Here is a 23,026-nt window from a genome sequence, read left to right as displayed (position 1 = left end):
GAAACCAGAACCCACTCTGGAAGCGTCGACCGCAGGGAGACCCCTCATGACCCGCTATATCGATGTGCAAGACCTGGCCCGCCTGGTCAACCGCAAAGGCCTGCCCACGTGCCTGCTGGAAATGGCCGAGTACATCCGCCAGGACTACCTGCGCTGGCCCGCCTTCGAAAAATGCGCCCGGGTGGCCAACCATTCGGCGGACGGCGTGATCGAGCTGATGCCAATCTCGGACGCCAGCCGCTACGCCTTCAAGTACGTCAACGGCCATCCGAAGAACACTCGCCATGGCCTGCCCACGGTAATGGCCTTCGGCGCCCTGGCGAGCGTCGATACCGGTGCACCGTTGCTGCTCAGTGAAATGACCCTGACCACCGCCATCCGCACTGCGGCCACTTCGGCCCTTGCCGCCCGCTACCTGGCGCGCGAAGACAGCCGCAGCATGGCGTTGATCGGCAATGGCTCGCAGAGCGAGTTCCAAGCCATCGCCTTCAATGCCCTGCTGGGCATCGATGAAATCCGCCTGTACGACATCGACCCGGCCGCCTCGGCCAAGCTGGTCGCCAACCTGACCAACCGCCCCGGCCTCAAGCTGAGCATCGCCAGCTCCGTGGCCGAAGCGGTGCGCGGGGCCGATATCGTCACGACGGTGACCGCCGACAAGGCCTGCGCCACCATTCTCACCCCGGAGATGATCGAGCCGGGCATGCACCTGAATGCAGTGGGGGGTGACTGCCCGGGCAAGACCGAGCTGCACCGGGCGATTGTCGAGCGGGCCCGGGTGATCGTCGAGTACGAACCGCAGAGCCGGGTGGAAGGCGAGATCCAGCAGATGCCGGCGGACTCGCCTGTGACCGAGTTCTGGCGTGTGGTTGCCGGGGAAGCCAAGGGGCGTGAGCGCGCCGAACAGGTGACGCTGTTCGACTCGGTGGGGTTTGCTCTGGAGGATTACTCGGCCTTGCGCTATGTGCTGGATACGGCGCAGGCAATGGGTATCGGCACGGACATCGGGCTGGTGCCGGTGCTGGAGGATCCGAAGGATTTGTATGGGCTGTTGCAGCCGCGGGTGGTGGAGTTGCGGGCGGTGCCCAAGGCTGGTTCTGTCTGCGCCTGATGGATCCTGGGGCTGCTGCGCAGCCCATCGCGACACAAGGCCGCTCCTGCACAAGGACCGCGTATCCCTTGTGAGAGCGGCCTTGTGTCGCGATGGGCCGCGCAGCGGCCCCCTTTACCGCCTAACCTGTCCCATGCCCTCTTCCGAACGAAGCCCAAGCGCATGGACACCAAGGACGCCAACGCCCACCCCCTGGACCGCATCGACGAAGCGATCATCGACATCCTGCGCCATGACGGCCGCATCACCTTCGAAAAACTTTCCAGCCTCGTCCACCTCACCCCGCGCCCCTGCCTGGAGCGTGTGCGCAAGCTGGAGCGCCGTGGCGTGATCCGCGGCTACGGGGCGATCATCGATCTGCAGAAGGTCGCGCCCGGGGTGTCGCTGCTAGTACTGGTCGCCCTGTCCAACCAAAGCGGGCGTGCCGCGCAGAAGGCCTTCGAAGCCACCCTACGCAACTGCCCGGAAGTGCACGAATGCCAGCTGATCAGCGGCCACTTCGACTACAGCCTGCGCCTGCGCTGCCGCGACATGGAACACTACCGGCTGCTCAGCGAAAGCTGGATGAACGACGACACTCTGCACATCGACAAACTGGTCGCGCATCCGGTGCTGGCCGAGGTCAAGCCGATGGCTCGCTGACGCACGCTCAACATTCGCGCCATGCGCCGGGCGCGGATTTTTTCAGGTCACCCGCATAATGCAAATAACCATTGCGAATCATGGTGTTATCGAAAACATCGGAGTCGGCATGGCGCTTGGCAAGCTGATTGCAGCGGTGCCCGAGGCACTGGTCAAAGCCTGATCTGATTCATGTGCGCAAGCGGTTCGCCGCTGCGATTGGCCTGCGAACGGCCACAGTGCGGCCGGATCCAGGCAGACGCACCGAATTAGAGCGAGGCAGGCTGGATTGCCCCACAACTGGTCAGACCGGTAAGGCCAAAAATCCTTGCAATGTCGGATTTTTCGCGCTTTCATGGCTTCGCGCTGAACAAACCGGTAAGACCACAATAATTAAGTCCTGCGCTCTTTCGCCCCGTGCGGCTACCGAAGCAAGGACACCGATCAGAGATCCCTCCCATGCTCAAATGGTGCTCGCGTTCGATCTTCCTTCAAGTCGTGCTGGGCCTTGCCCTCGGCATCGCCTGCGGTCTCAGCTTCCCCGACCTCTCCCTGCAACTCAAACCCCTTGGCGACGGCTTCATCAAGCTGATCAAGATGCTCATCGGCCTGATCGTGTTCTGCGTGGTGGTCAGCGGTATCTCGGGCGCCGGCGACCTGAAAAAGGTCGGGCGTATCGGCCTGAAGTCGGTGATCTACTTCGAAGTGCTGACCACCCTGGCGCTGGTGATCGGCCTGGTGTTCGCCTTCACCAGCGGCATCGGCAGCGGGGCCAACATCCACCTGGACCAACTGTCCAGCGCCGACGCCAGCAGCCTGGCCGAGCGCGGCCAGCACATCCACGGTGCCACGGCGTTCTTCATGGACCTGATCCCCACCTCGGTGATCGGCGCCTTTGCCGACAACAACATCCTCCAGGTACTGCTGTTCTCGGTACTGTTCGGCAGCGCGCTGAACCTGGTGGGCGACTCGGCAGCCGGCATCTCGCGGCTGATCAACGAACTGAGCCATGTGATCTTCCGCATCATGGGCATGATCGTGCGCCTGGCACCGATCGGCGTGTTCGGCGCCATCGCCTTCACCACCAGCAAGTACGGCCTGGAATCGCTGCAACACCTGGGCGGGCTGGTGGCGCTGTTCTACCTGACCTGTGCCGGCTTCGTACTGATCGTGCTGGGCACGGTCATGCGCCTGTCGGGCCTGAAGCTGCTGCCACTGATCAAATACCTGCGTGAAGAGCTGACCATCGTGCTGGGCACCGCCTCGTCCGACGCCGTACTGCCACAGATCATGCGCAAGCTCGAGCACCTAGGCATCGGCAGTTCCACCGTCGGCCTGGTGATCCCCACCGGTTATTCGTTCAACCTCGATGGTTTTTCCATCTACCTGACCCTGGCCATCGTGTTCATCGCCAACGCCACCGGCACGCCACTGGCAATGACCGACCTGCTGACCATCCTGCTGGTGTCGCTGGTGACTTCCAAGGGCGCTCACGGCATCCCAGGCTCGGCGCTGGTGATCCTCGCCGCTACCCTGACTGCCGTGCCGGCGATCCCGGTGGTCGGCCTGGTACTGGTGCTGGCGGTGGACTGGTTCATGGGCATCGGCCGGGCGCTGACCAACCTGATCGGCAACTGCGTGGCCACGGTGGCCATTGCCCGCTGGGAGAAGGACATCGACCTGGAACGCGCGCACAACGTGCTCGATGGCAAACCCGGCTTCGCCCCCACGCCACGCAAGCAGCCCACCCCCCATCAACAGGAATTCTGAGCGAACGCGGCCGGCACTGATGCCGGCCCTTCCAGGAGCGAACCGTGATCAGCTCATCTACCGTCGTCAACTCAGTGGTGGAAAAACTGCGCCAGGCCCTCGCCCGCGGCCAATGGCGTACCGGCGACATGCTGCCAGGCCAGCGCGAGCTGGCCGAACAACTGGGTATCAGCCGCCCCAGCCTGCGCGAAGCGGTGACCGTGCTGGAAACCTTGGGCCTGGTGCGCTCGCTGCCGGGCAAGGGCGTACTGGTGCTGGATGCCGATGCCGCCGCCCAGGAACCGGGCCAGGACACCAGCGCCGCAGCCAGCCTGGCCGACGTGCTGGAGCTGCGCTACACACTTGAGCCTTTCATCGTCGGCCTGGTGGCGCAGTCGGCCAACAGCCAGGACATCGGCCAGCTGCGCCTGACCCTGATGGACATGCGTGAAGCGCTGGAGGCAGATGACAGCGAAGCCGGCGTCAGGGCCTACATCGCCTTCCATGAAGCGCTGTTCGCCCTGACCACCAACCCGATCTTCCAGAGCGTGGTGCAACAGACCGGCAATGCCCTCAAGCAGAGCGCCGACATGCTGCGCAATTCGCCAGAGCACCTGGCCGCGCGGCTGAAGGAAAACGAAGCGGTGGTGCGCGCCATACGTGAGCGCAGCAGCGCCCAGGCCAGTGCCCAGATGCGCCAGCACATCCTGGCCGAAGGGTTGCGCATGGGCATCCCGTTGAATATCCCGGACGAACACCAGCATCCATGACCCCAGGAGAGCGACCATGAACGCCGCCCGTCACTTGCCGGCCCTGCTAGCGGCCGGCGAAACCCGCCTGTCGGCCGAGCAGATCTACCCGCGGCTGTTCGATGCCATTCTCGAACAGCGCCTGCCACCTGGCAGCCTGTTGCCCGAACAGGCGCTGGGCCATGCCTTCGGCGTCAGCCGTACAGTGATCCGCCGTGTGCTCGGGCGCCTGTCCGACCAGCAGGTGGTGGTGCAACGCCCCAGCCACACTGCGCATCTGGCCGCGCCCGACCCGGAGCAGGCACGCCAGGTGCTCAGCGCCCGGCGCCTGGCCGAAACCACGCTGATCACCCTGGCCGCGCAACGCGCCCGGCCGGCGCAGGTTCGCCAGCTGCGGCAACTGGTGGAGCGCGAGCGCCAGCACCATGAAAGTGGCGAGCGTTGTGCGGCGATCCGCCTGGGCGGCGAGTTTCACCTGAAGCTGGCGCAGGTGGCCGCCAATGCGCCACTGGCAAGGTTCCTCAACGGCCTGGTGCCGATGACCTCGCTGATCATCGCCCGCTACGAGTCGCCATGCTGCGACCACTGCGCGTGGCAGGAACACGCGGCGATCATCGATGCCGTGGAGCGCGGCGATGCAGAGGCGGCGCTGGAGCTGATGCACAAGCATCTCGACCGCCTGGAAGAAAAGCTCGACCTGGAATAATCGGGGACGCTGCGCGTCCCATCGCCGGCAAGCCAGCTCCCACAGGTTTCGCGCTGTTCCCGAGGTCATCGCGGTCCCTGTGGGAGGTGGCTTGTCGTGGCGACGAACCGCGTCGATGGGCTGCACGGCAGCCCTTCACTCCCCACCCTATACTCCGAGAACCACCCCAGCCTCGACCAGGGAGGCGGTCGCGTGAGCACTCGAGTCCTCCTGCTGCTGTGCCTGCTGCTGGCCCTGGCGGGCTGCGCAGGCAAGCCCGCACCTATCCCCCAGGCACCGGTAGTGCTCACCTCCGCCGCCTGGCAACGCATCGATCAGGACCTGATCGAAGCCTCGGTTGGCGCCACCGGCTCGGCCAACGACTATGCCCGGCGCTCCATGCGAGTATGGAAGGAACAGGTACAGCAGCGCACCGAAAGCGACTTCATCCCCTGGTTTACCGGCTACTGGACCCAGCAGTGGCTGACCCTCAAGGTAGCCTGGTACAAGATCGACAGCGGTGAAGGACGGGAACCGGCGGAAAAGCGCCTGGCGCTGTACCTGCAGGAGCAGTACCACAAGCGGGTTATCGAACCGGTGGCCGAGCAGATCAACCCCGAAGGCATTCGCGACCGCGCCAGCGAGCTGTACCTGCAACTGCTCGGCCAGCAGTTGCCGGCTATCATCAGCCGCTACAACGCCCCCCCCGAGCAGTTCAGCCAGCGCCTCAACCGCATTCCCGCCATCGCCCTGGGGCCGCCGGATGCACGCAATGCCAGCCTGTACCAATTGCTGCGGGCCAAGTCGCTGGCGCAGCAACCGGCCTGGCAAGCCATGCGCCAGCACCTGCACCAACAGGCCAGCAAAGGCCCCGGGAAGACCGATGTCGGGCTGAATTCGGTGGCCAACCAGGCCAGTGAAAAGCTTGGCGCTACCCTGGCTCCGCGCGGCATCGCCAGTGCCGTGGCGTCGGCGGTAGGCAAGGTGGCGGGGGCGATGATTTCGATTGCGGCGGCCGGTTACGGGATGATGACCCATGACCGTGAACACCCGCAGATGGTCGAGCAGTTGCGGGTGATCCTCAACGTGGCGCTGAACCAGGAATGGCAGGAGCTGATGGAGAACCGCCAGAGCGGGGCCATGGCAGGGGTGTACTACCTGTCGGGGCAGGTCGAGGACAGCTTGCTGGCCAGTGCGCCGAGGACGGAGGAACAACCGGTCGAGCAGCAGGTGAGGCAGCAGCAGGAGCCTTTGATCATTCGGCTGCCACCTTAGTGGTTGACTGTTCGGTCCTCTTCGCAGCACAAGGCTGCTCCTACAGCGACCGCACCGGCCTGAAGGTTGTGCGGTCGCTGTAGGAGCAGCCTTGTGCTGCGAAGAGGACGGAACAGGTTGAATCAGGCTGCTGCCATTGCCGAACTGGGCAAGCCAAAGACCCGGTCGAACGCCCAGTTGTAGGCAAAGGTGTAGCACGGCACCAGCACGATGAACGCCATGTCCACCAGCAACGCCTCCAGCAATGTCATGTCCAGCCACCAGGCAATCAGCGGGATCAGGTACACCACCAGGGTCAGCTGGAAGCCGATGGCATGCGCCACCCGCCGTGCCACACTGCGCCCGCGTTTGGCCTGGCGGCTCTCCCACCACTCGAACAAGGTGTTGTAGATCAGGTTCCAGAGCATGGCGATGGTGGTGATCATCACCGCCAGAGGCCCGGTATGCGAGGCCTGGGTGTCCGACAGGTAGGCCAGCCCGAGGGTCGACATGCACAGCCCGATCAGTTCATAGAAAGTCACGTAGACCAGTTTGCGTTTGATTCCCTGCACCCGGGGTTGCCTCCAATGACAAAGCGATGGGGCGCGATCATGCTTCATCGTGCTTGACAGCAAAAGTCAGCAGCTGTCAGATCTACTGACAGGAGGCTGCCATGAACTTTTCCAGTGACAATATCCAGCTGTTTCTCGCCGTACTCGACCGTGGTTCGTTCTCCGCGGCCGCGCGCGCCCTGCAGCGGGTGCCTTCGGCCGTGAGCATGGCCATCGGCAACCTCGAGGCCGAACTAGGCTACACCCTGTTCGAGCGCGGCCCCCGCGAAGTCCGCCCGACCGCCCAGGCCATGGCGCTGGAACCCCATGCCCGGCTGATCGCCGAGCAGCTGGGGTTGCTGCAGGTGCATGCCCTGGAGCTGTCGCAGGGGCTGGAGAGCAGCCTGACCCTGGCCGTGGTGCCGGACATCGACCACAGCCCGCTGCTGGCGGCCATCGCCTGCCTGGGTGAGCGGCACCCGCTGCTTGACATCGCCCTGCTCAGCGCTCCGCAGGAAGAGGCCATGCACCTGCTCGACAGCGGCCGCGCCGACCTATGCGTGGCCTTTGCCGGACTGCAGGTCGATGCCCGTCGCGGCTTCCAGCACATCGGCATGGAGTCGCTGGTAGCCACCCTGTCCCCCACCCATCCGGCCTTGCGCGGGGGGCGAATCCACTACCTCGAAGACCTGACCCGGGTACGCCAGATCCTGGTACGCAGCCGTGACCTGCCGCTGGCCGACCCACGCCCGCTGATAGGCGCAACGCACTGGTCAACCGACAGTTTCGACCTCGCCCTGCAGATGGTGGAGGCCGGCCTGGGCTGGGGCGACCTGCCGTTGTCGCGGGTCGCGCCACTGCTGGCCAGCGGGCGCCTGGTGCGCCTGGATTTTCGCAACACCTGCAACGAGCTGCAGTTGCCGGTACACATCTTCTGGCGCAGGCAGCAACCGTTGCAGCAGGCTGCACGCCTGTTGATCGAGAATTTGTGTAGCCAGTGAATGCCGTCCGTCGAAACGACCGTAAGAAATTTCTGTAAGCACTTCAGTCTTTTACCCCTTGAGCCGATATCCCGGTCGATAGGTTCCGCAATGCGTCATGAGCGCGCTGCGCCCTCCCCTCATTGGCCCAAGGTCTCGAAACATGAACCTGAAATTTCGCCACAAGATCCTGCTCAGCGCCTGCGGCGTCGTGGTCCTGGCATTTGCCCTGTTCACGCTCTACAACGACTACCTGCAACGCAACACCATTCGCCAGAACATAGAAGCTTCGGTGCAGCAGTCCGGTGCACTGACCGCCAGCAGCGTGCAGAACTGGATGAGCGGACGCATCCTGGTACTGGAAAACCTGGCTCAGGACATCGCCCAGCAAGGCGCCGGTGACACCCTGCCCGGGCTGATCGAGCAGCCGTCCTACACGCGCAATTTCCTGTTCACCTACCTGGGCCAGGCCAACGGTGTGTTCACCCAGCGCCCCGATACGCAGATGCCCGCCGGTTACGACCCACGTCAGCGCCCGTGGTACGGCGCCGCGGCCAGCGCCGGGCAGACCGTGCTGACTGCCCCGTACCAGGGCGCTGTCGGCGGCCTGATGGTAACCATCGCCACGCCGGTGAAAAGCAAGGGCAATGGCGAGTTGATCGGTGTGGTCGGCGGTGACGTCACCCTCGATACCCTGGTCGAGATCATCAACTCGGTCGATTTCGGCGGCATCGGCCACGCCTTCCTGGCCGACAGCAATGGCCAGGTGATCGTCAGCCCCGACAAAGACCAGGTGATGAAGAACCTCAAGGACATCTACCCCGGCAGCAACCTGCAAGTCGCCGCCGGCATGCAGGATGTCACCCTCAATGGCCAGGACCGCATCATCTCCTTCGCCCCGGTAGCCGGCCTGCCCTCGGCACAGTGGTACATCGGCCTGTCGATCGACAAGGACAAGGCCTACTCCGCGCTCAGCCAGTTCCGCACCTCGGCGATCATCGCCATGCTGATCGCCGTGGCTGCCATCGCCGGCCTGCTCGGCCTGCTGATCCCGGTGCTGATGAGCCCGCTGACCACCATGGGCCGCGCCATGCGCGACATCGCCGAGGGCGAAGGTGACCTTACCCGCCGCCTGACTGTGCAGAACAAGGACGAGTTCGGCGAGCTGGCCACTTCGTTCAACCGCTTCGTCGAGCGTATTCATGCCTCGATCAGCGAAGTGTCCTCGGCAACCCGCCTGGTGCACGACCTGTCGGAAAAGGTGATGAACGCCTCCAATGCGTCGATCATCGGCTCCGAAGAGCAAAGCATGCGCACCAATAGCGTGGCCGCAGCGATCAACGAGCTGGGGGCTGCCACCCAGGAAATCGCCCGTAACGCCGCCGATGCCTCGCAGCATGCCAGCGGTGCCAGCGAGCAGGCCCACGGTGGCCGTGAAGTGGTCGAAGAAGCGATCAGCGCCATGACCGCCCTGTCGCAGCGCATCAGCGAGTCCTGTGCGCAAATCGAAACGCTCAACGCCAGCACTGACGAAATCGGCAAGATCCTCGACGTGATCAAGGGCATCTCGCAGCAGACCAACCTGCTGGCGCTGAACGCCGCCATCGAAGCGGCCCGTGCAGGTGAGGCCGGCCGTGGCTTTGCCGTGGTGGCCGACGAGGTACGCAACCTGGCGCACCGCACCCAGGAATCTGCGGAAGAAATCCACCGCATGATCACCAGCCTGCAGGTAGGCTCGCGCGAAGCGGTGCACACCATGAACACCAGCCAGGTTTCCAGCGAGCAGACCGTGCAGGTGGCCAACCAGGCCGGCGAGCGCCTGGCCAGCGTGACCCAGCGCATTGGCGAGATCGATGGCATGAACCAGTCGGTGGCTACCGCTACTGAAGAGCAGACCGCCGTGGTCGAGAGCCTCAACCTGGACATCACCCAGATCAACGCCCTGAACCAGCAAGGGGTGGAGAACCTCAACGAGACCCTGCGCCATTGCGACCAACTGGCCCAGCAGGCCGGGCGCCTGAAGCAGCTGGTAGGCAGCTTCAGGATCTGATGGCCCAGGGGGGCGCTCTGCGCCCCAATCGCGACGCAAGGCCGCTCCCACAGGTGCCATGCGATCCTTGTGGGAGCGGCCTTGTGTCGCGATCGGGCTGCGCAGCAGCCCCCTACGCCACCGCCGCTTTAACCACTTTGCTCCGCCGCAACCAGGCCAACAGCACCGCCGCCATCAGAACGAAGCCCAGGTAGCCGAACACCGGGTACACCTCACCCACCAGGCTGATGAACCCCACCAGGCTGCAACCGAACGCCACCACCCCGGTCACCACCGAGCCCCAGCGAAACTTCGCCGTACCCGACGGCATCAGCCGCGCGAGGAAGGAAAACAACGTACCCACGGCGGTGTTGACGATCATGCCGAAGATGATCAGGCACATCACCAGCCCCAGCAGTGGCGATACTTCGTTGGCGATCGACAGCATCGGCATCGGCAGGTCAGCCACGCTGTCCAGGCGCGACAACAGCCCGGCACTCATCACCAGCATCAGCCCGCCCAATGCTGCACCACCAAGCAGCCCACCCCATACTGCAGTTCTCTCGCCCTTGGCCGAGCCGCCCAGGATGGCCAGGATCGGCGCGCCGGCAACGATGTTGTACGACACGTACAGCAACGCCCCCAGCAGCCAGTGACGAGTGCCCGCTTGTTGCTGGCTGGCCAGGTGGTCAAGCTGGGCGAAGCTCTGCTCCCGGCTGAACACGGCGTACAACGCGATCGCCGATGCCACCAGGATCAGCAACGGGGTAATGGCGCCAATGGCGAGGATCACCTTGCGCACGTCCAGGCACACGATGCCCACCACCACCAGTGTCACCAGCACGCTGCCGGTCAGCGCCGGGATACCGAACTGCTGCTCCAGCAGGGCACCACCACCGGCCAGCATGACCACGGTGACGGCAAACATGAAAAAGGTGATCAGCCAGTCGACGAACAGGCCCAGGTGACGGCCGCAGATGGCCTGGATCACATCCTTGTGCGAGGTGGCCTGCTGGCGATTGCCCAGCCCCGCCAGGGCCATGCCGAGGAGGGTGAACAAGGCTGCACTGACCAGTGCACCGGCCAACCCCCATACGCCAAAATCGACAAAGAACAACAACAGTTCCCGCCCCGAAGCGAACCCCGCCCCCACGATCACGCCGACAAATGCGCCTGCAATATTCAGCTGCTCTTGCAGGGGACCCTCTGGATTTATTGTTGTGGTCCCACTGCCACCACAGCGCTTTTGTGGGAGCGGCCTTGGGTCGCGAAAGGGCCGCAGAGCGGCCCCGGCGATCTGTGCAGCAATGCAGAAATCCTGGGGCCGCTCCGCGCCCCTTTCGCGACACAAGGCCGCTCCCACATGGGCGATTTGTTCGGTCAAAAATCTCCGACAAACGCCTGCACTTCGATCTCCACATCCCCCCCCAGCGCCAATGCCGAGGCCACGGTCGAACGCACCGGCAGCGCTGCGCCGAAGAACTCCTTGTACACCTCGTTGAAGCCGGCGAAGTGGCTCATGTCCGACAGCCACACCGTGGCCTTGACCACCTGGTCGAAACCCGCGCCGCAGGCCGCCAGGCTTTCGCCGATGCGCTCGCAGGCGGCGCGGGTCTGGGTCTGGATGTCACCGCGCACCACTTCACCGCCGGCACTCATCGGCACCTGGCCGGACAGGAACAGAAAGCCGCCGGCTTTAACCGCACGGGAGAACGGGAACGGCAGGCTGCTGGGGAAACGCTGGATATCATTGCTCATGGGATGCTCCTTTCAGGATTGCTGGAAACGTGCCGGGGACAGGCGCTCGGGCACCACCCCCTGGCTGACAAGGCCAGGACACAGAGGCTGGCCCAGCAGCAGGTCGGCAGCCAGGCGCGAAGCGCCCGCAGCCGACTGGATGCCATAGCCACCTTGTGCCGCCAGCCAGAAGAACGCTGGCGCATGCACATCGAAACCGATCACCAGGTCGCCGTCGGCGACGAACGAGCGCAGCCCGGCCCAGGTGTGGCTCGGCCGGCGGATCGCCAGGGTGGTCATGGCTTCGATGTTGTAGATGCCCAAAGCCACGTCGAGCTCCTCGGGCGCGGCGTCCTGGGGTTCGACCGGGTCGGCATTGGCCGGCGAACCCAGCAGCTGGCCGGCGTCGGGCTTGAAGTAGAAGCTTTCGTCTACGCCGATTACCGCCGGCCAGCGGGCGAAGTCCTGGTCCTCCGGGCCGGGGAAGGTGAAGGCACTACGCCGACAGGGTTGCAGGCCGATACGCGCCACTCCACATTGCTCGGCCACATGGTCGGCCCAGGCACCAGCGGCATTGACCAGCTGGCGCGCCTGCACGCGGCTGCCATCGCCCAGTTCCACCTGCCACAGGTCATCCAGGTACCAGGCCTGAATCAGCTCGGCGTTGCAGCGCATTTCGCCGCCAGCGGCGCGATAGCCGCGCAAGAAACCCTGGTGCAAGGCATGCACGTCCAGGTCCATGGCACCCGCTTCAAGCACCGCGCCGGCCAGGTTCTCGCCACGCAGGCTCGGTACCAGGGCCAGGGCCGCGTCGCGGTCGAGCAGGCTGACCTCGGTGCCGTTGGCCAGGTTCTGCGCGTGGGTCTGCTCGAGCAGCGCGCGCTGCTCCAGGTTGGCGACGTACAGGCAGCCGCGCGGTTCCAGCAATGGGTGCTCGCAGAACCCTTGCGGTGGTGCTTCGTAGAAGCCTCGGCTGGCACGGGTCAGCGCCTGGATCTGCGGGGTGCCGTAGGCCTCCATGAACATGGCTGCCGAACGCCCGGTGGAATGGTAGCCAGGCTGTGCCTCGCGCTCGAGCAACAACACCTTCTGCCGGCCGGCCAGGCGATAACCCAAGGAAGCACCGGCAATACCGGCACCGATGATCAGGGTGTCGTAGATCAGGGTCATGCACGCTCCTGTCAAGAAATTATCATTTATGAGAATTCTAATATATGAGAATTTATGAATACGCAAGGGTCCAAGGTAAGATGCCCGACCAACGCTGCATGCCGAGACCCCCGAATGCCCGCTGCCCTCCCCCTGCTGGACCGTGCCGTAGTCGGCCAGCGCCTGCGCCAGGTGCGCAAGGCCCGCCAGATGACCCTCAAGCAATTGTCCGAAGCCAGTGGCGTACCGGTGTCCACCTTGTCGAAGATGGAACTGGCGCAGGTCTCGGTCAGCTACGAAAAGCTCGCCGCCGCCGCCCGGGCGCTGAATGTCGACATTGCCCAGCTTTTGCGCGCCAGTGGAACGGTCACGGCGCCTGTGCCGGTGACCGTGGTGGTCGACTCATTGCCGGCGGCGGCGGGTTACTCGACCGGCACCTATGACTACCACCCGATCGCCGGCGATTTCCCCGAACGGCGCATGACACCCGCCTACGCCCGCATCATCGCCCGTGAACGCGGCCAGTTCGACGATTTTATCCGCCACCCCGGGCAAGAGTTCGCGTTGGTGCTGAGCGGTCGCGTTCGTATCGAGTTCGAAACCGGCGAAGCGGTGAGCATCGGGCCGCAGGAAACGGCGTATTTCGACAGCCAGGTGGGGCATATCTACCTGTCGGAGAGTGACGATGGGGCAGATGCGCATGTGATGGTGGTGATGACTGATCGCTGACCCGGTGCTGCCTGCCAGGGCCCTCTCGCCGGCAAGCCAGCTCCCACAAGTACTGCACAGGCCCTGAGGTTGATGCGGTCGGTGTGAGAGCCGGCTTGCCGGCGATAGGGCCCCGGCAGGCAGCACTCGGTTATAACCTAATAACGAACAAGTCTATTTGGCTATAAAAAAATCTATATGCTGGCTGCATCCGATAACGGGCAAAGTTGGGCAGTCGAGTAGCGTATGGATGTAGGTTCTTTCGGTTTCACCATTGCGGGCCTGGTCGTGGGTTTCATCGTCGGCATGACCGGCGTCGGCGGCGGCTCGCTGATGACCCCGATCCTGTTGTGGTTTGGCATCAGCCCGGCGACCGCCGTCGGCACCGACCTGCTCTATGCCGCCATCACCAAGGCCAGTGGCGTCTGGGTGCATGCGCGCAACAAGAACGTCGACTGGAAGATCACCGGCCTGCTAAGCCTGGGCAGCGTGCCCGCAGCGGCGCTGACCCTGTGGTTCCTCAGCACCTTGCACACCGACACTTCGGCGCTCAACGCCGTCATCAAGCAAGGCCTGGCGGTGGTGCTGATCCTGACCGCGCTGGCCATCCTGTTCAAATCGCGCCTGCAGGCCTTTGCCAGCCGCCATGCCGGTGACCACTACCACCTCAGCGACCGCAGCCTGAACATCCTTACCGTGCTCACCGGCGTGGTGCTTGGGGTGATGGTCACCCTCACTTCCATCGGTGCTGGCGCACTGGGTACCGTGGCGCTGTTCCTGCTGTACCCGTTCCTGGTCACCCGCCGCCTTGTCGGTACCGAAATCGCCCACGCCGTGCCACTGACTCTGGTGGCGGGCCTGGGCCATGCGGGCATGGGCAACATGGACTGGTCGCTGCTGGGCTACCTGCTGCTTGGCTCGCTGCCAGGCATCTACCTGGGCAGCCACCTCACCGGGCGGATTTCCGACCGCGTGCTGCGTCCGTGCCTGGCGGCGATGCTGCTGCTGATCGGCTACAAACTGGCGTTCTGACCTTCAGCCCAGGCGCAGGCGCCACTGCCCGGTAAAGCTCAGCTCCAGGCGCGACAGCGGCAACACGTCGACCCGCTGGCTGGCACCCATCGGGCAGCCAAGTACCTGCACCAGCACGGCGCGCATGACCATCGGGTGGGTAACCGCCAGCCATTCGCCCGGCCTGTCGAAGGCCGCCAGCCAGGCAGCGATGCGCTGGCAAAGCACAGCGAACGACTCGCCCCCATGGACTTCACTGGCCGGGTCCTGAAGCCATTCGGCCAACGCCTGCGGTTGCTCGGCCTGCAGTTGCTTCAGCGTCAGCCCCTGCCAACGCCCCAGGTCGCAATCGGCCAAGGCCGGCTCGACCTGCACAGGTCTGGAAAACCACGCCGCCGTCTCGCAGGCTCGACGCTCTGGTGCAGCCAGCACCGGCACATCGGAAAGGTCAGCGAAAGGCGGCTGACCCAACGGCAGGATGCCGTCCTCGGCGCGGTGCAGGCGCCCGGTCTTCTGGGCCTGGGTCAGGGCATGGCACATCAGGGTCAGGCGGACGGCTTTCACCGGGTTTCTCTCGCGGCAGGTTGGGTCGCAAGGTTTAGCATGCCGTGGCGCTTTCTGCCGCAACAATATTGCACCGGCTGCGCCGACGATGGTGCCTGATCAGATCATCACCCGCATCAGTCCCCAAACCGGCACCGCTGCCACCAACCCCACCGCCAGCCGCGGCCAGTACGGCAGCAGCAATACCAGCAGCATCCCCGCCAGCGACATCGCGGCAAACCAGGCCACCGGCCCCATGGCCCAGCCCCAGGCTTGGATACACAGCACCAGACTGCCCAACAATGCCAGCCACCCGGCCGTGCGCAAGCCGACACGCAGCACCTGCGGGCAGGTGCGGTTCCATACCTGCTTGTAATGCCGCTCCAGCCCCTGGCACAGCCCCAGCATGCCAGCGTAGGCGAACAACACGCCGCCCATGACCCACATCATCATGCCCCGGCCTCCATACACCGCCCTGACCTGGCCTTCTGTGTCCCCCACTGAGCCTGCCATAAGCGCCAGACCAGCAGCCCGAGCAATACACCCAACACCAGAGCACAGGCCGCCACCCCCAGGCGCATGGCGTCGCCCAAGCCACCCAACGCACCCAGGCCAATGCACAGCAACGCGGTCAGCAGCAGTTGCTCGATCCAGGCTCTGCGTACCGGCCTGATACCGGCATGCAACAGCGCCAGCAGCCATACACCAAAGAACGCACGAACCTCCCAGCTCTCCCGCTGCGCCAGTTCCACCGGCAGCACGCGGCTGGCCCATAGCAACCCCACGCACGCCAACAACAGGCCACTGACGAAGCCCACGTTGCACACCTCCGCCACCCGGTACCAACGCCGCACCGCAGCCTCGGCGCTGGTGTACTTGCGCCCACGCTTCACGCAGAACAGCACCAGCCCGCTGGCGATCATCAGGCAACTGACCAGACCACAGACGAAATACAGCCAGCGCATCGGGTAGCCGCCAAACTGGGCGAAATGCAGGCCGGCCATGACCCGCTGGGTCAATGGCGCCGCGCGCCATTCGACGACGTCGCCGAGCAACTGCCCGCTGACACCATCGAAGACCATGGCCTGCCCCTTGGCCAAGGCAATGCGATTGCCCAGTCCGGGGCGTATTTCGATACGCGCCGCCGCCGTATTGGGATTGCGGATGTTCAGGCCACCAATCGGCCCCAGGCGCGCCTCGGCCTGGGCCAGCAATGGCGCCACATCGACCAGCGCGGCGGGTTGCCTGGCCAGGCCGCCAGGCTGCTCCAGACGGGCATTGCCCTGGGCCTGGAAGTAGGCACGGTTGTCGCCGGCGAACAGCGCATCGACCCCGGCCGGGATATAGATGAGCATGAAGATCACCAGGCCGGTGTAGGTGATCATCAGGTGGAACGGCAGCAACAGCACCGCGCTGGCGTTGTGGAAATCCAGCCACGAGCGCTGGCCCTTGTTCGGCCGAAAGGTGAAGAACTCCTTGAAGATCTTCTTGTGGATGACGATACCGGTGACCAGCGCCGCGAGCATCACCAGCGCCAGTGCGCCGACAACGAAGATGCCCCAGTTGCGTGGCAGATCGAGGGTGAAGTGGAAGCGGAAAAAGAAGTTGCCACCAACGCTGTCACGCACCTCGATGGCCTCGCCAGTGTGCGGGTCGAGTTGAACGACGGGGCCATGGCGACGCTCGCCCGTGGACACGCGCAACCCGGGCGAGCGCTCGCTCGGCAGGCTGATGCCCCAGTTGCCAGCCTGCGGCTCGTGGGCCTGCAGGTAGGCAATGGCGCGCCGCGCGGCGTCGGCCTGGGGCACCTCGGTGGCCGGGATTTCCGGTTGCATCCAGTGGTCAAGTTCCTTGTCGAACACCGCCAGGGTGCCGGTGACGAAGATGGCGAACAGCAGCCAGCCGAAAATCAGCCCGGCCCAGGTGTGCAGCCAGGCCATCGATTGGGTGAAGCTGTTCTTCATGCCAGCCACCCCAGTGCTTGCGGCCAGAAGCCGATCAGGGCAAGCGGTACGGCCACAGCCAGCGGAGCCCAGGCACGCAGGGCATCACTGCAGGCGAAGGCCCAGAGGATTGCGGCGGTATAGAAGATGAAGGCCGGCAGGGTCGCTACGATGACCGCATCGGCGGCAGCCAGCGGCAGGATGCGGGTCAGGCAGGCGCTGGCGGCGTAGCTGAGGGCATAGCCGCCGAACAGTGCGGCACAGCTGCGGGAGAGGATCTGCAGCCAGGCGGGGGCTTTGATCATCGTGGGCTCCTTGGCGTTGCTCGGTAGCATCCGGGGCTGCTTTGCAGCCCATTCGCCGGCAAGCCAGCTCCCAGTTCGAAGACTGTGTGGTACCAGTGGGAGCTGGCTTGCCGACGAAATGGGCCGCAAAGCGGCCCCTTGGATCAGAAGTTGATGTTCAGCGCAGCGAACACCGCCCTGCCCGGCTGGTTATAGGTATTGGCGCCCGACGTGCTGGCGTTGCCGCCACGCAGGATCTGCTTGTCGAACACGTTGTTCACCCCCAACCGCACGTCGTAGTTGGCGTTGAACTTGTAACCGGCGCTCACGTCCACCAGGCCGTAGGCTTCCACGTCCTGTTGCGCGGTCTTGTCGTAGCCTTGCTGGGTGCGTTCGTTGAAGGTCGGCGACTTCTGCTTGCCGAAGTAGGTACCCGCCACCTGGAACGACAGCTTCTCGGTGGCGCGCCAGTCGAGGGTGGTGTTGACGGTGTATTCCGGGATCACCGACAGCGGCTCGCCGGTCTCGCGGTTGTCGTTGTCGAGCATCCAGGTCAGGTTGGTGTTCCAGTCCAGGGCCGGGGCCAGCTCGATGAACAGGTTGCCTTCGATACCTTCCACCCGCGCCTTGCCGGCGTTGTCCCACTGGGTCACACGGCTGCCGGTGCCGATGGTGTACAACACGTCGGTATCACCGACGATCTTGTTCTTGTAGTCGTTGCGAAAGTACGCGGCACTGCTGCGCCAGGTACCCCGGTCGTACATCAGGCCGATTTCCTTGTTGACGCTGATCTCGGGCTTGAGGTCGGCGTTGCCCTGCAGGTAGCAGCCACCGTTATTGGTCTGCTGCACGCTGCAACCGTTGCCGCGGCTGTACAGCAGGTAGTTGGGGTTGGACTGGTACAGGTTCGGGGTCTTGTAGGCGCGCGCGATACCGCCTTTGACCGACAGTGCTTCGGTCAGCTTGTGCGAAAGGTTCAGGCTGGGGCTGAAGTTGTCGCCGAAGGTTTCGTGGTGGTCGAAACGCAGGCCCGGGGTAATGGTGGTGTCGCCGACAATGATGTTGTCCTCGACGAACAGCGCATAGCTGCGGGCGGTCATCTTCGAGCTGCTGCGGTCGAAGCCGACCAATCCGTCGTTAACGGTAGGGTCCGAGCTTTGCGGGCGCAGCGAGCCCTGGTCATTGAGCGCTTCGTACAGGTACTCGCCGCCCAGGGTCAGCACATGCTCGGTGCTGCCCATGGCGAATGGCAGGTTCACTTCGCTGCTCAGGCGCGTATTGCGCAGGCGCGACATGGCGGCGCCTTCGGCATTGGGGGCACCTTCGGTGCGGCCTGCCAGGCCCTCGTTGAGGCGCCAGTTGCGCACGTACTCGTAGGCCAGCACGGTCTTGCTGGTACCCCAGGTGAAATCGCCCAGGTGGGTCAGGTCGTAGGTACTGCGCTGCATCACATTGGTTTCGTGGCCGTACAGGCTGGACACGAACTCGACGTCACCACCGCCGTTGCTGTTCATGGTGTCGCCGGCAAAGATATTGCCCTGGCGGCTGTAGCCGGCACTGGCCTCGAGGCGGTGCTCGTCGTTCAGCTTCCAGCTCAGCAGGCCATTGATGTCCTTGTTGCGTACGCCTTCGCGGCCCGCCACCAGCGCACTGGTGGCATGCCCGGCGTTGATGTCCAGGTCGTCGGCATCGGTCTTGGCCAGGCCGCCGTACAGGCGGAAGCCGAGGTTGTCGGTCAGGCCGCCGCCCAGGTTGAAGTTGGCCCGGCGGCTGGCGCCCTCGGCGCTGTCTTCCGGCAGCTGGGTGTACAGGCTGACGCTGCCCTTGAACTCGTCGGCGGGGCGCTTGGTGATGATATTGACCACCCCGCCCATGGCGCCGGAGCCGTAACGTGCGGCCGCCGGGCCACGGAGGATCTCGATGCGCTCGACCGCTTCTGCTGGTACCCAGTTGGTTTCACCGCGGGTATCGCGGTCGCCGTTCCAGCCATAGCGCACGGCATTGCGTGCGCTGGATGGCTTGCCGTCGATGAGGATCAGGGTGTTTTCCGGGCCCATGCCGCGCAGGTCGATCTGCCGGTTGTTGCCACGCGCGCCGCTGGCGCTGTTGCCGGTCAGGTTCACCCCGGGCTCGCGGCGGATGATGTCGGACAGGTCATTCGCTGGCGGATGGCGCTTGATATCTTCGGCGGTGATGATCGACGTACCCAAGGCCTGGCGTGCCTCGCGTTCGGCGGTGACCAGGGTGTCCTGGATTACCAGCGCGTTGTCGGCGACCGGCATCTCCAGCACCTCACCCGTACGCTGTTCTTCGGCTTGGGCCGCGGTGGCCACCATGGCCGGTGACGCCAGCGCGACGAACGCCAGGGCCAGGCTGTTGGGTGAAGTCTTGCACTGCATGGGTACATCTCCTGCGATTCATGAGCGAAACGGCACATCCCTGTCGGAAACCGGGAGCCTTCGCCCACCGGCCTCGCAAACACAGTCTGGTGGCCAACAGGGATGGTAAATATAGGGATTCGCAAATGAGTTTAAATCTTATTTACGAAGTTTACATGTTTGTAACGGAACTTTGCGGACACGATGGCGTGCCGGCGCAGCCCGGCTATTCGCGCTGTTGCATGCATACACCTGTCCGATTTGCATCCTGCGCGACGCCTCCTACAGTTTCGAACGTAGCCCCTCTGCCGAGCCTCCTGATGCGCAGCCACGGAGAAAGCCACACCACGAACGCCACCCGGTCACTGTCGAAGATCCCTCGCAGTGTCTGGGCGCTGGGCTTCGTGTCGATGTTCATGGACATTTCCTCGGAAATGATTCACGCATTGCTGCCGCTTTACATGGTCACCGTGCTCGGCACTTCGGTAGTGGCGGTGGGCTTTATCGAAGGTATCGCCGAAGCGACCGCCTCGATCACCAAGGTGTTTTCCGGTGCCCTCAGCGACCGGCTGGGCAAGCGCAAGCTGCTCACGGTGCTGGGCTATGGCCTGGGGGCGTTGACCAAGCCGGTATTCCCCATGGCCTCCGGGCTGGAGTGGCTGACCGCGGCCCGCTTCGTAGATCGGGTCGGCAAAGGCATTCGTGGGGCGCCGCGCGATGCGCTGGTGGCCGACGTTACGCCCGCTGAACTGCGTGGTGCAGCCTTCGGCCTGCGCCAGGCGCTGGATACCGTGGGCGCGTTCCTTGGGCCGTTGCTGGTGATCATGCTGATGTGGCTGACCGCGAGCCATTTCCAGACGGTGTTCTGGGTGGCGGTGGTCCCGGCGTTCGTGGCGTTGTACATCCTCATTGCCTTCGTGCGCGAACCTGAAACGCCGGCCTCCACCCGGACGGTGCGTTCACCGCTGGCACTGCACGAGCTGGCCCGCCTGGGCCCGGCCTATTGGCGGCTGATCGGCCTGGCCACGCTGTTCACCCTCGCCCGCTTCAGCGAGGCGTTTCTGCTACTGCGCGCCCAGGACATGGGCCTGGCGCCGCTGTGGGCGCCGGTAGTGCTTGTGCTAATGGCCTTGACCTATTCGCTGGCGGCCTACCCCGCAGGGGTGCTGTCGGACCGCGTAGGCCGCCGCGGCGTGCTGATGACCGGGCTGGGGCTGCTGGTCGCCGCCGACCTGCTGCTGGCCCTGCTGCCGGGCTGGACCGGGCTGGCCATGGGGGTGGCTGCATGGGGCCTGCACCTGGGCTTCAGCCAAGGTATCTTTGCCGCCATGATCGCCGACAGCGCCCCCGCCGAACTGCGCGGTACAGCCTTCGGCCTGTTCAACCTGCTGACCGGCGTGGCGCTGCTGGTGGCCAGCGTGATGGCCGGACTGCTGTGGGACGGGGTCGGCTTCAAGGCGACATTCCTGCTTGGCGCAGCGTGTGCCGGCAGCACCCTGGTCGGGGTCGCATTACTCAGGTCAGGCCCCTGCAAGCCGAACTAGGCCAGCACTGGCTGCTGCTCCAGTAGCGACCAGCCGCCATGCCCGTCCACTTCCAGCCGATGGGTATGGAAATCTGCCAGCGTACTGCGGTGCCCGACACTGACCAGCAACGCCCCCGGCATTTCCGTGCGCAACAGTGAATACAGAGCATGCTCGAGCCCTTCGTCCATGGCCGAAGTGGACTCGTCGAGAAACACCACCTGCGGCCGGTTGAACAGCACCCGGGCAAATGCCAGGCGCTGTTGCTCACCAACCGAGAGAATGTGTGACCAGTCACAGCTGACGTCCAGTCGCTCGGCCAGGTGGGCCAGGTTGACCTGTTGCAAGGCCTGCTGCATCCGCGTTTCATCCTCAGGCCTGCTGGCCGCCGGGTAGGCAATGACGGCGCGCAGATCGCCCAGCGGCAGGTACGGCCGCTGCGACAGGAACAGCGCCTGGTGGCCAAGCGGGCGCCTGACCTCACCCTCGGCATACGGCCAGAGGCCTGCCAGCGCACGCAGCAGCGTGGTTTTGCCACTGCCCGACGGCCCCTTGATCAACAGCGCCTGGCCGGCGTGCAGGTCAAGGTCCAGGTCGGCGATAAGGGCATGCCCGTCCGGGCGCAGCACCTGCAGGCGGCTGATCGATAAGGCACGCTCCTGGTCCTCGGTGATGACGCGCGGCAAAGCGCTTGCCTGCTCGTTGGCATCGAGGAAGCCGGTCAGACGGTCGAGGGTGGCCCGGTACTGGGCAAAGGCATCATACGACTCGCGGAAGAACGACAAAGAATCCTGCACCTGGCCAAAGGCCTGGGAGGTTTGCATGACGTCGCCCAGCTTGATCGCCCCGCTGAAGAAGCGCGGTGCTTGCAGAATGAACGGGAACACCACTGCTACCTGGCTCACGCCCAGGTTGAAACCACTGAATTTCAAGTTCCGGAACACCAGCGCCCAGGCATTCACGATCAAGGCACCAAAGCGGCCCAGCAAGGTGCCCCGCTCGACCTGCGCGCCCTGGTAGAAAGCGATGTTCTCGGCGTTCTCGCGCAGGCGCATCAGCGCGTAACGGAAGTTGGCGGTGAGCTTTTCGTTGAGGAAGTTCAGGCGGATCAGCGGCCGCCCGAGGCGGAAGGCAATCCAGGTGGCGACGATGACATACAGGTAGACGGCAAACACCATCGCCCGGGGAATCTCCACACCAGCGACGGCCAGCGGCGCCGACAGCCCCCAGAGGATGCCGGTGAACGCCACCAGCGAAACCAGCGCACTGACCGCGCCCAGGGCGAGGGTCACCGAGTTGCTGACAAAGGCGTTGACGTCCAGTTCGATTCGCTGGTCGGGGTTGTCCACCGGCTCGGCGAGGAACTGGCCACGGTAATAAGCATCACCGTGCATCCAGTCGTAGGTCAGGCGTTCGGTCAGCCAGACCCGCCACTGGATGCTGAACGCCTGGCTTACATAGAAGGTGAACAGCGAACGCAGCACATGGATGGTGGCCAATACCGCGAAGACGCCGAGCAGGTACCAGAAGGCAGTCTGGTCAAGGCCCTGCAAGGCGCTGTAGAAGCCGTTGTACCAGAATGAGAACAGCACATTCAGGCGCACCGAGAATAGCGTCAGTACCAGCAGCAGGGCGAACACCAGCAACGGCCGCCAACTGCGCCTGAAACTGAAATAGGGCCCGGCAAGCTGCCAGAACTGACTGCCCCAGCGCGTACAACGTACGGCCAGTGTAGCGGCTGCCGTGAAGCAGACAAAAGTGATGAACGAGGCGAATGCCAGCCAGCTCAGGCTCTCTTGCAGGGCCTGGTGCCAGTTCATTTCCATGGTGGGTATCCGTGCTGAGTATTTCCGCGAGCGTAGCATTGACCTGTGGTTCGTCAGGCATAAATGACGCACATTTCATGATTGCTTTTGCGAGCTACGCGGGCCCCTGTGGGAGCGGCTTTAGCCGCGAAGCGGGCGACGCGGTGGATGGCACCGGCTTTGCCGGTGTTCGCGGGTGAACCCGCTCCCACAGAG

21 protein-coding genes and 1 pseudogene are annotated in these 23,026 nt (G+C 64.4%); 12 read left to right on the top strand and 10 right to left on the bottom strand.

What is annotated here, in order from left to right; translation table 11 throughout:
* The first annotated feature begins 46 nt into the window (after positions 1–46).
* The 6 genes from IRZ77_RS23215 (at position 47) to IRZ77_RS23190 (ending at position 6,190) form a co-directional block, all read left to right on the top strand.
* Positions 47–1,111 carry an ornithine cyclodeaminase gene (locus IRZ77_RS23215; RefSeq protein ID WP_046616825.1) on the top strand — a complete coding sequence of 355 codons (1,065 nt, stop codon included), beginning with the start codon at positions 47–49 and terminating at the stop codon, positions 1,109–1,111.
* Positions 1,112–1,273: 162 nt separating this feature from the next.
* On the top strand, positions 1,274–1,753 hold the full coding sequence (locus IRZ77_RS23210; RefSeq protein WP_025338409.1) for an Lrp/AsnC family transcriptional regulator: 480 nt from the start codon (positions 1,274–1,276) through the stop codon (positions 1,751–1,753).
* A 438-nt stretch (positions 1,754–2,191) separates the two neighbouring features.
* A complete protein-coding gene (locus IRZ77_RS23205; protein ID WP_108480307.1) occupies positions 2,192–3,502 on the top strand; it encodes a C4-dicarboxylate transporter DctA in 1,311 nt (436 codons plus the stop codon).
* Positions 3,503–3,546: 44 nt separating this feature from the next.
* Positions 3,547–4,251, top strand: coding sequence for a FadR/GntR family transcriptional regulator (locus tag IRZ77_RS23200; RefSeq protein WP_085600176.1), 705 nt, complete (start codon positions 3,547–3,549; stop codon positions 4,249–4,251).
* Between the two features lie 16 nt (positions 4,252–4,267).
* Positions 4,268–4,936: a GntR family transcriptional regulator gene (locus tag IRZ77_RS23195; protein ID WP_046616823.1), complete on the top strand. Its 669-nt coding sequence runs from the start codon at positions 4,268–4,270 to the stop codon at positions 4,934–4,936.
* Positions 4,937–5,128: 192 nt separating this feature from the next.
* Positions 5,129–6,190, top strand: a complete 1,062-nt coding sequence (locus IRZ77_RS23190) for a hypothetical protein (RefSeq protein ID WP_108480306.1) — start codon at positions 5,129–5,131, stop codon at positions 6,188–6,190.
* Between the two features lie 122 nt (positions 6,191–6,312).
* Here the strand turns inward: IRZ77_RS23190 and IRZ77_RS23185 are convergent, their stop codons facing one another.
* Positions 6,313–6,741: a PACE efflux transporter gene (locus tag IRZ77_RS23185; RefSeq protein WP_046616821.1), complete on the bottom strand. Its 429-nt coding sequence runs from the start codon at positions 6,739–6,741 to the stop codon at positions 6,313–6,315.
* Between the two features lie 101 nt (positions 6,742–6,842).
* Between IRZ77_RS23185 and IRZ77_RS23180 the strand changes: the two genes are divergently transcribed.
* The 3 genes and pseudogenes from IRZ77_RS23180 to IRZ77_RS27420 all read left to right on the top strand — a co-directional run bounded on the left by IRZ77_RS23180 (position 6,843) and on the right by IRZ77_RS27420 (position 9,750).
* Positions 6,843–7,721 (top strand): LysR family transcriptional regulator, encoded by an 879-nt coding sequence (locus IRZ77_RS23180; RefSeq protein ID WP_046616820.1) that lies wholly within the window; start codon positions 6,843–6,845, stop codon positions 7,719–7,721.
* Between the two features lie 97 nt (positions 7,722–7,818).
* A pseudogene (gene mcpA, locus IRZ77_RS27425) lies at positions 7,819–8,895 on the top strand (methyl-accepting chemotaxis protein McpA); the annotation flags it as partial.
* A 69-nt stretch (positions 8,896–8,964) separates the two neighbouring features.
* Positions 8,965–9,750 (top strand): methyl-accepting chemotaxis protein, encoded by a 786-nt coding sequence (locus tag IRZ77_RS27420; protein WP_371916240.1) that lies wholly within the window; start codon positions 8,965–8,967, stop codon positions 9,748–9,750.
* Between the two features lie 112 nt (positions 9,751–9,862).
* Here IRZ77_RS27420 and IRZ77_RS23170 read toward each other — a convergent pair whose 3' ends face one another.
* The 3 genes from IRZ77_RS23170 to IRZ77_RS23160 all read right to left on the bottom strand — a co-directional run bounded on the left by IRZ77_RS23170 (position 9,863) and on the right by IRZ77_RS23160 (position 12,636).
* A complete protein-coding gene (locus IRZ77_RS23170; protein WP_196174493.1) occupies positions 9,863–10,927 on the bottom strand; it encodes a YkvI family membrane protein in 1,065 nt (354 codons plus the stop codon).
* 182 nt (positions 10,928–11,109) lie between these two features.
* Positions 11,110–11,487 (bottom strand): RidA family protein, encoded by a 378-nt coding sequence (locus tag IRZ77_RS23165; RefSeq protein ID WP_196174492.1) that lies wholly within the window; start codon positions 11,485–11,487, stop codon positions 11,110–11,112.
* A gap of 12 nt (positions 11,488–11,499) precedes the next feature.
* Positions 11,500–12,636, bottom strand: coding sequence for an NAD(P)/FAD-dependent oxidoreductase (locus tag IRZ77_RS23160; RefSeq protein ID WP_046616816.1), 1,137 nt, complete (start codon positions 12,634–12,636; stop codon positions 11,500–11,502).
* Between the two features lie 114 nt (positions 12,637–12,750).
* Between IRZ77_RS23160 and IRZ77_RS23155 the strand changes: the two genes are divergently transcribed.
* Positions 12,751–13,344: a helix-turn-helix domain-containing protein gene (locus tag IRZ77_RS23155; protein ID WP_085600163.1), complete on the top strand. Its 594-nt coding sequence runs from the start codon at positions 12,751–12,753 to the stop codon at positions 13,342–13,344.
* A gap of 225 nt (positions 13,345–13,569) precedes the next feature.
* The gene (locus tag IRZ77_RS23150; protein WP_046616814.1) at positions 13,570–14,355 is read left to right on the top strand and encodes a sulfite exporter TauE/SafE family protein; all 786 of its coding nucleotides are present in this window, start codon (positions 13,570–13,572) and stop codon (positions 14,353–14,355) included.
* Positions 14,356–14,358: 3 nt separating this feature from the next.
* Here the strand turns inward: IRZ77_RS23150 and IRZ77_RS23145 are convergent, their stop codons facing one another.
* The 5 genes from IRZ77_RS23145 to IRZ77_RS23125 all read right to left on the bottom strand — a co-directional run bounded on the left by IRZ77_RS23145 (position 14,359) and on the right by IRZ77_RS23125 (position 19,503).
* Positions 14,359–14,898, bottom strand: coding sequence for a histidine phosphatase family protein (locus IRZ77_RS23145; RefSeq protein ID WP_046616813.1), 540 nt, complete (start codon positions 14,896–14,898; stop codon positions 14,359–14,361).
* A gap of 99 nt (positions 14,899–14,997) precedes the next feature.
* A complete protein-coding gene (locus tag IRZ77_RS23140) occupies positions 14,998–15,330 on the bottom strand; it encodes a DUF3325 domain-containing protein (protein ID WP_046616812.1) in 333 nt (110 codons plus the stop codon).
* A complete protein-coding gene (locus IRZ77_RS23135) occupies positions 15,327–16,841 on the bottom strand; it encodes a PepSY-associated TM helix domain-containing protein (RefSeq protein ID WP_108479825.1) in 1,515 nt (504 codons plus the stop codon). The genes IRZ77_RS23140 and IRZ77_RS23135 overlap by 4 nt, the downstream gene beginning before the upstream one ends.
* Positions 16,838–17,125, bottom strand: coding sequence for an iron transporter (locus tag IRZ77_RS23130; RefSeq protein ID WP_108479824.1), 288 nt, complete (start codon positions 17,123–17,125; stop codon positions 16,838–16,840). The genes IRZ77_RS23135 and IRZ77_RS23130 overlap by 4 nt, the downstream gene beginning before the upstream one ends.
* Before the next feature lie 143 nt (positions 17,126–17,268).
* Positions 17,269–19,503 carry a TonB-dependent siderophore receptor gene (locus IRZ77_RS23125; RefSeq protein WP_108479823.1) on the bottom strand — a complete coding sequence of 745 codons (2,235 nt, stop codon included), beginning with the start codon at positions 19,501–19,503 and terminating at the stop codon, positions 17,269–17,271.
* Between the two features lie 299 nt (positions 19,504–19,802).
* Between IRZ77_RS23125 and IRZ77_RS23120 the strand changes: the two genes are divergently transcribed.
* Positions 19,803–21,026: an MFS transporter gene (locus IRZ77_RS23120; RefSeq protein ID WP_153670966.1), complete on the top strand. Its 1,224-nt coding sequence runs from the start codon at positions 19,803–19,805 to the stop codon at positions 21,024–21,026.
* Here the strand turns inward: IRZ77_RS23120 and IRZ77_RS23115 are convergent.
* Entirely contained in the window at positions 21,023–22,831 is a 1,809-nt protein-coding gene (locus IRZ77_RS23115) for an ABC transporter ATP-binding protein/permease (protein ID WP_108480704.1), read from the bottom strand. The genes IRZ77_RS23120 and IRZ77_RS23115 overlap by 4 nt on opposite strands.
* Positions 22,832–23,026: the final 195 nt, after the last annotated feature.

This window comes from Pseudomonas pudica (assembly GCF_015680405.1).
In the GTDB taxonomy this organism is placed as follows: Bacteria; Pseudomonadota; Gammaproteobacteria; order Pseudomonadales; family Pseudomonadaceae; genus Aquipseudomonas; species Aquipseudomonas pudica.
This window is presented reverse-complemented; position numbering and strand designations above follow the sequence as displayed.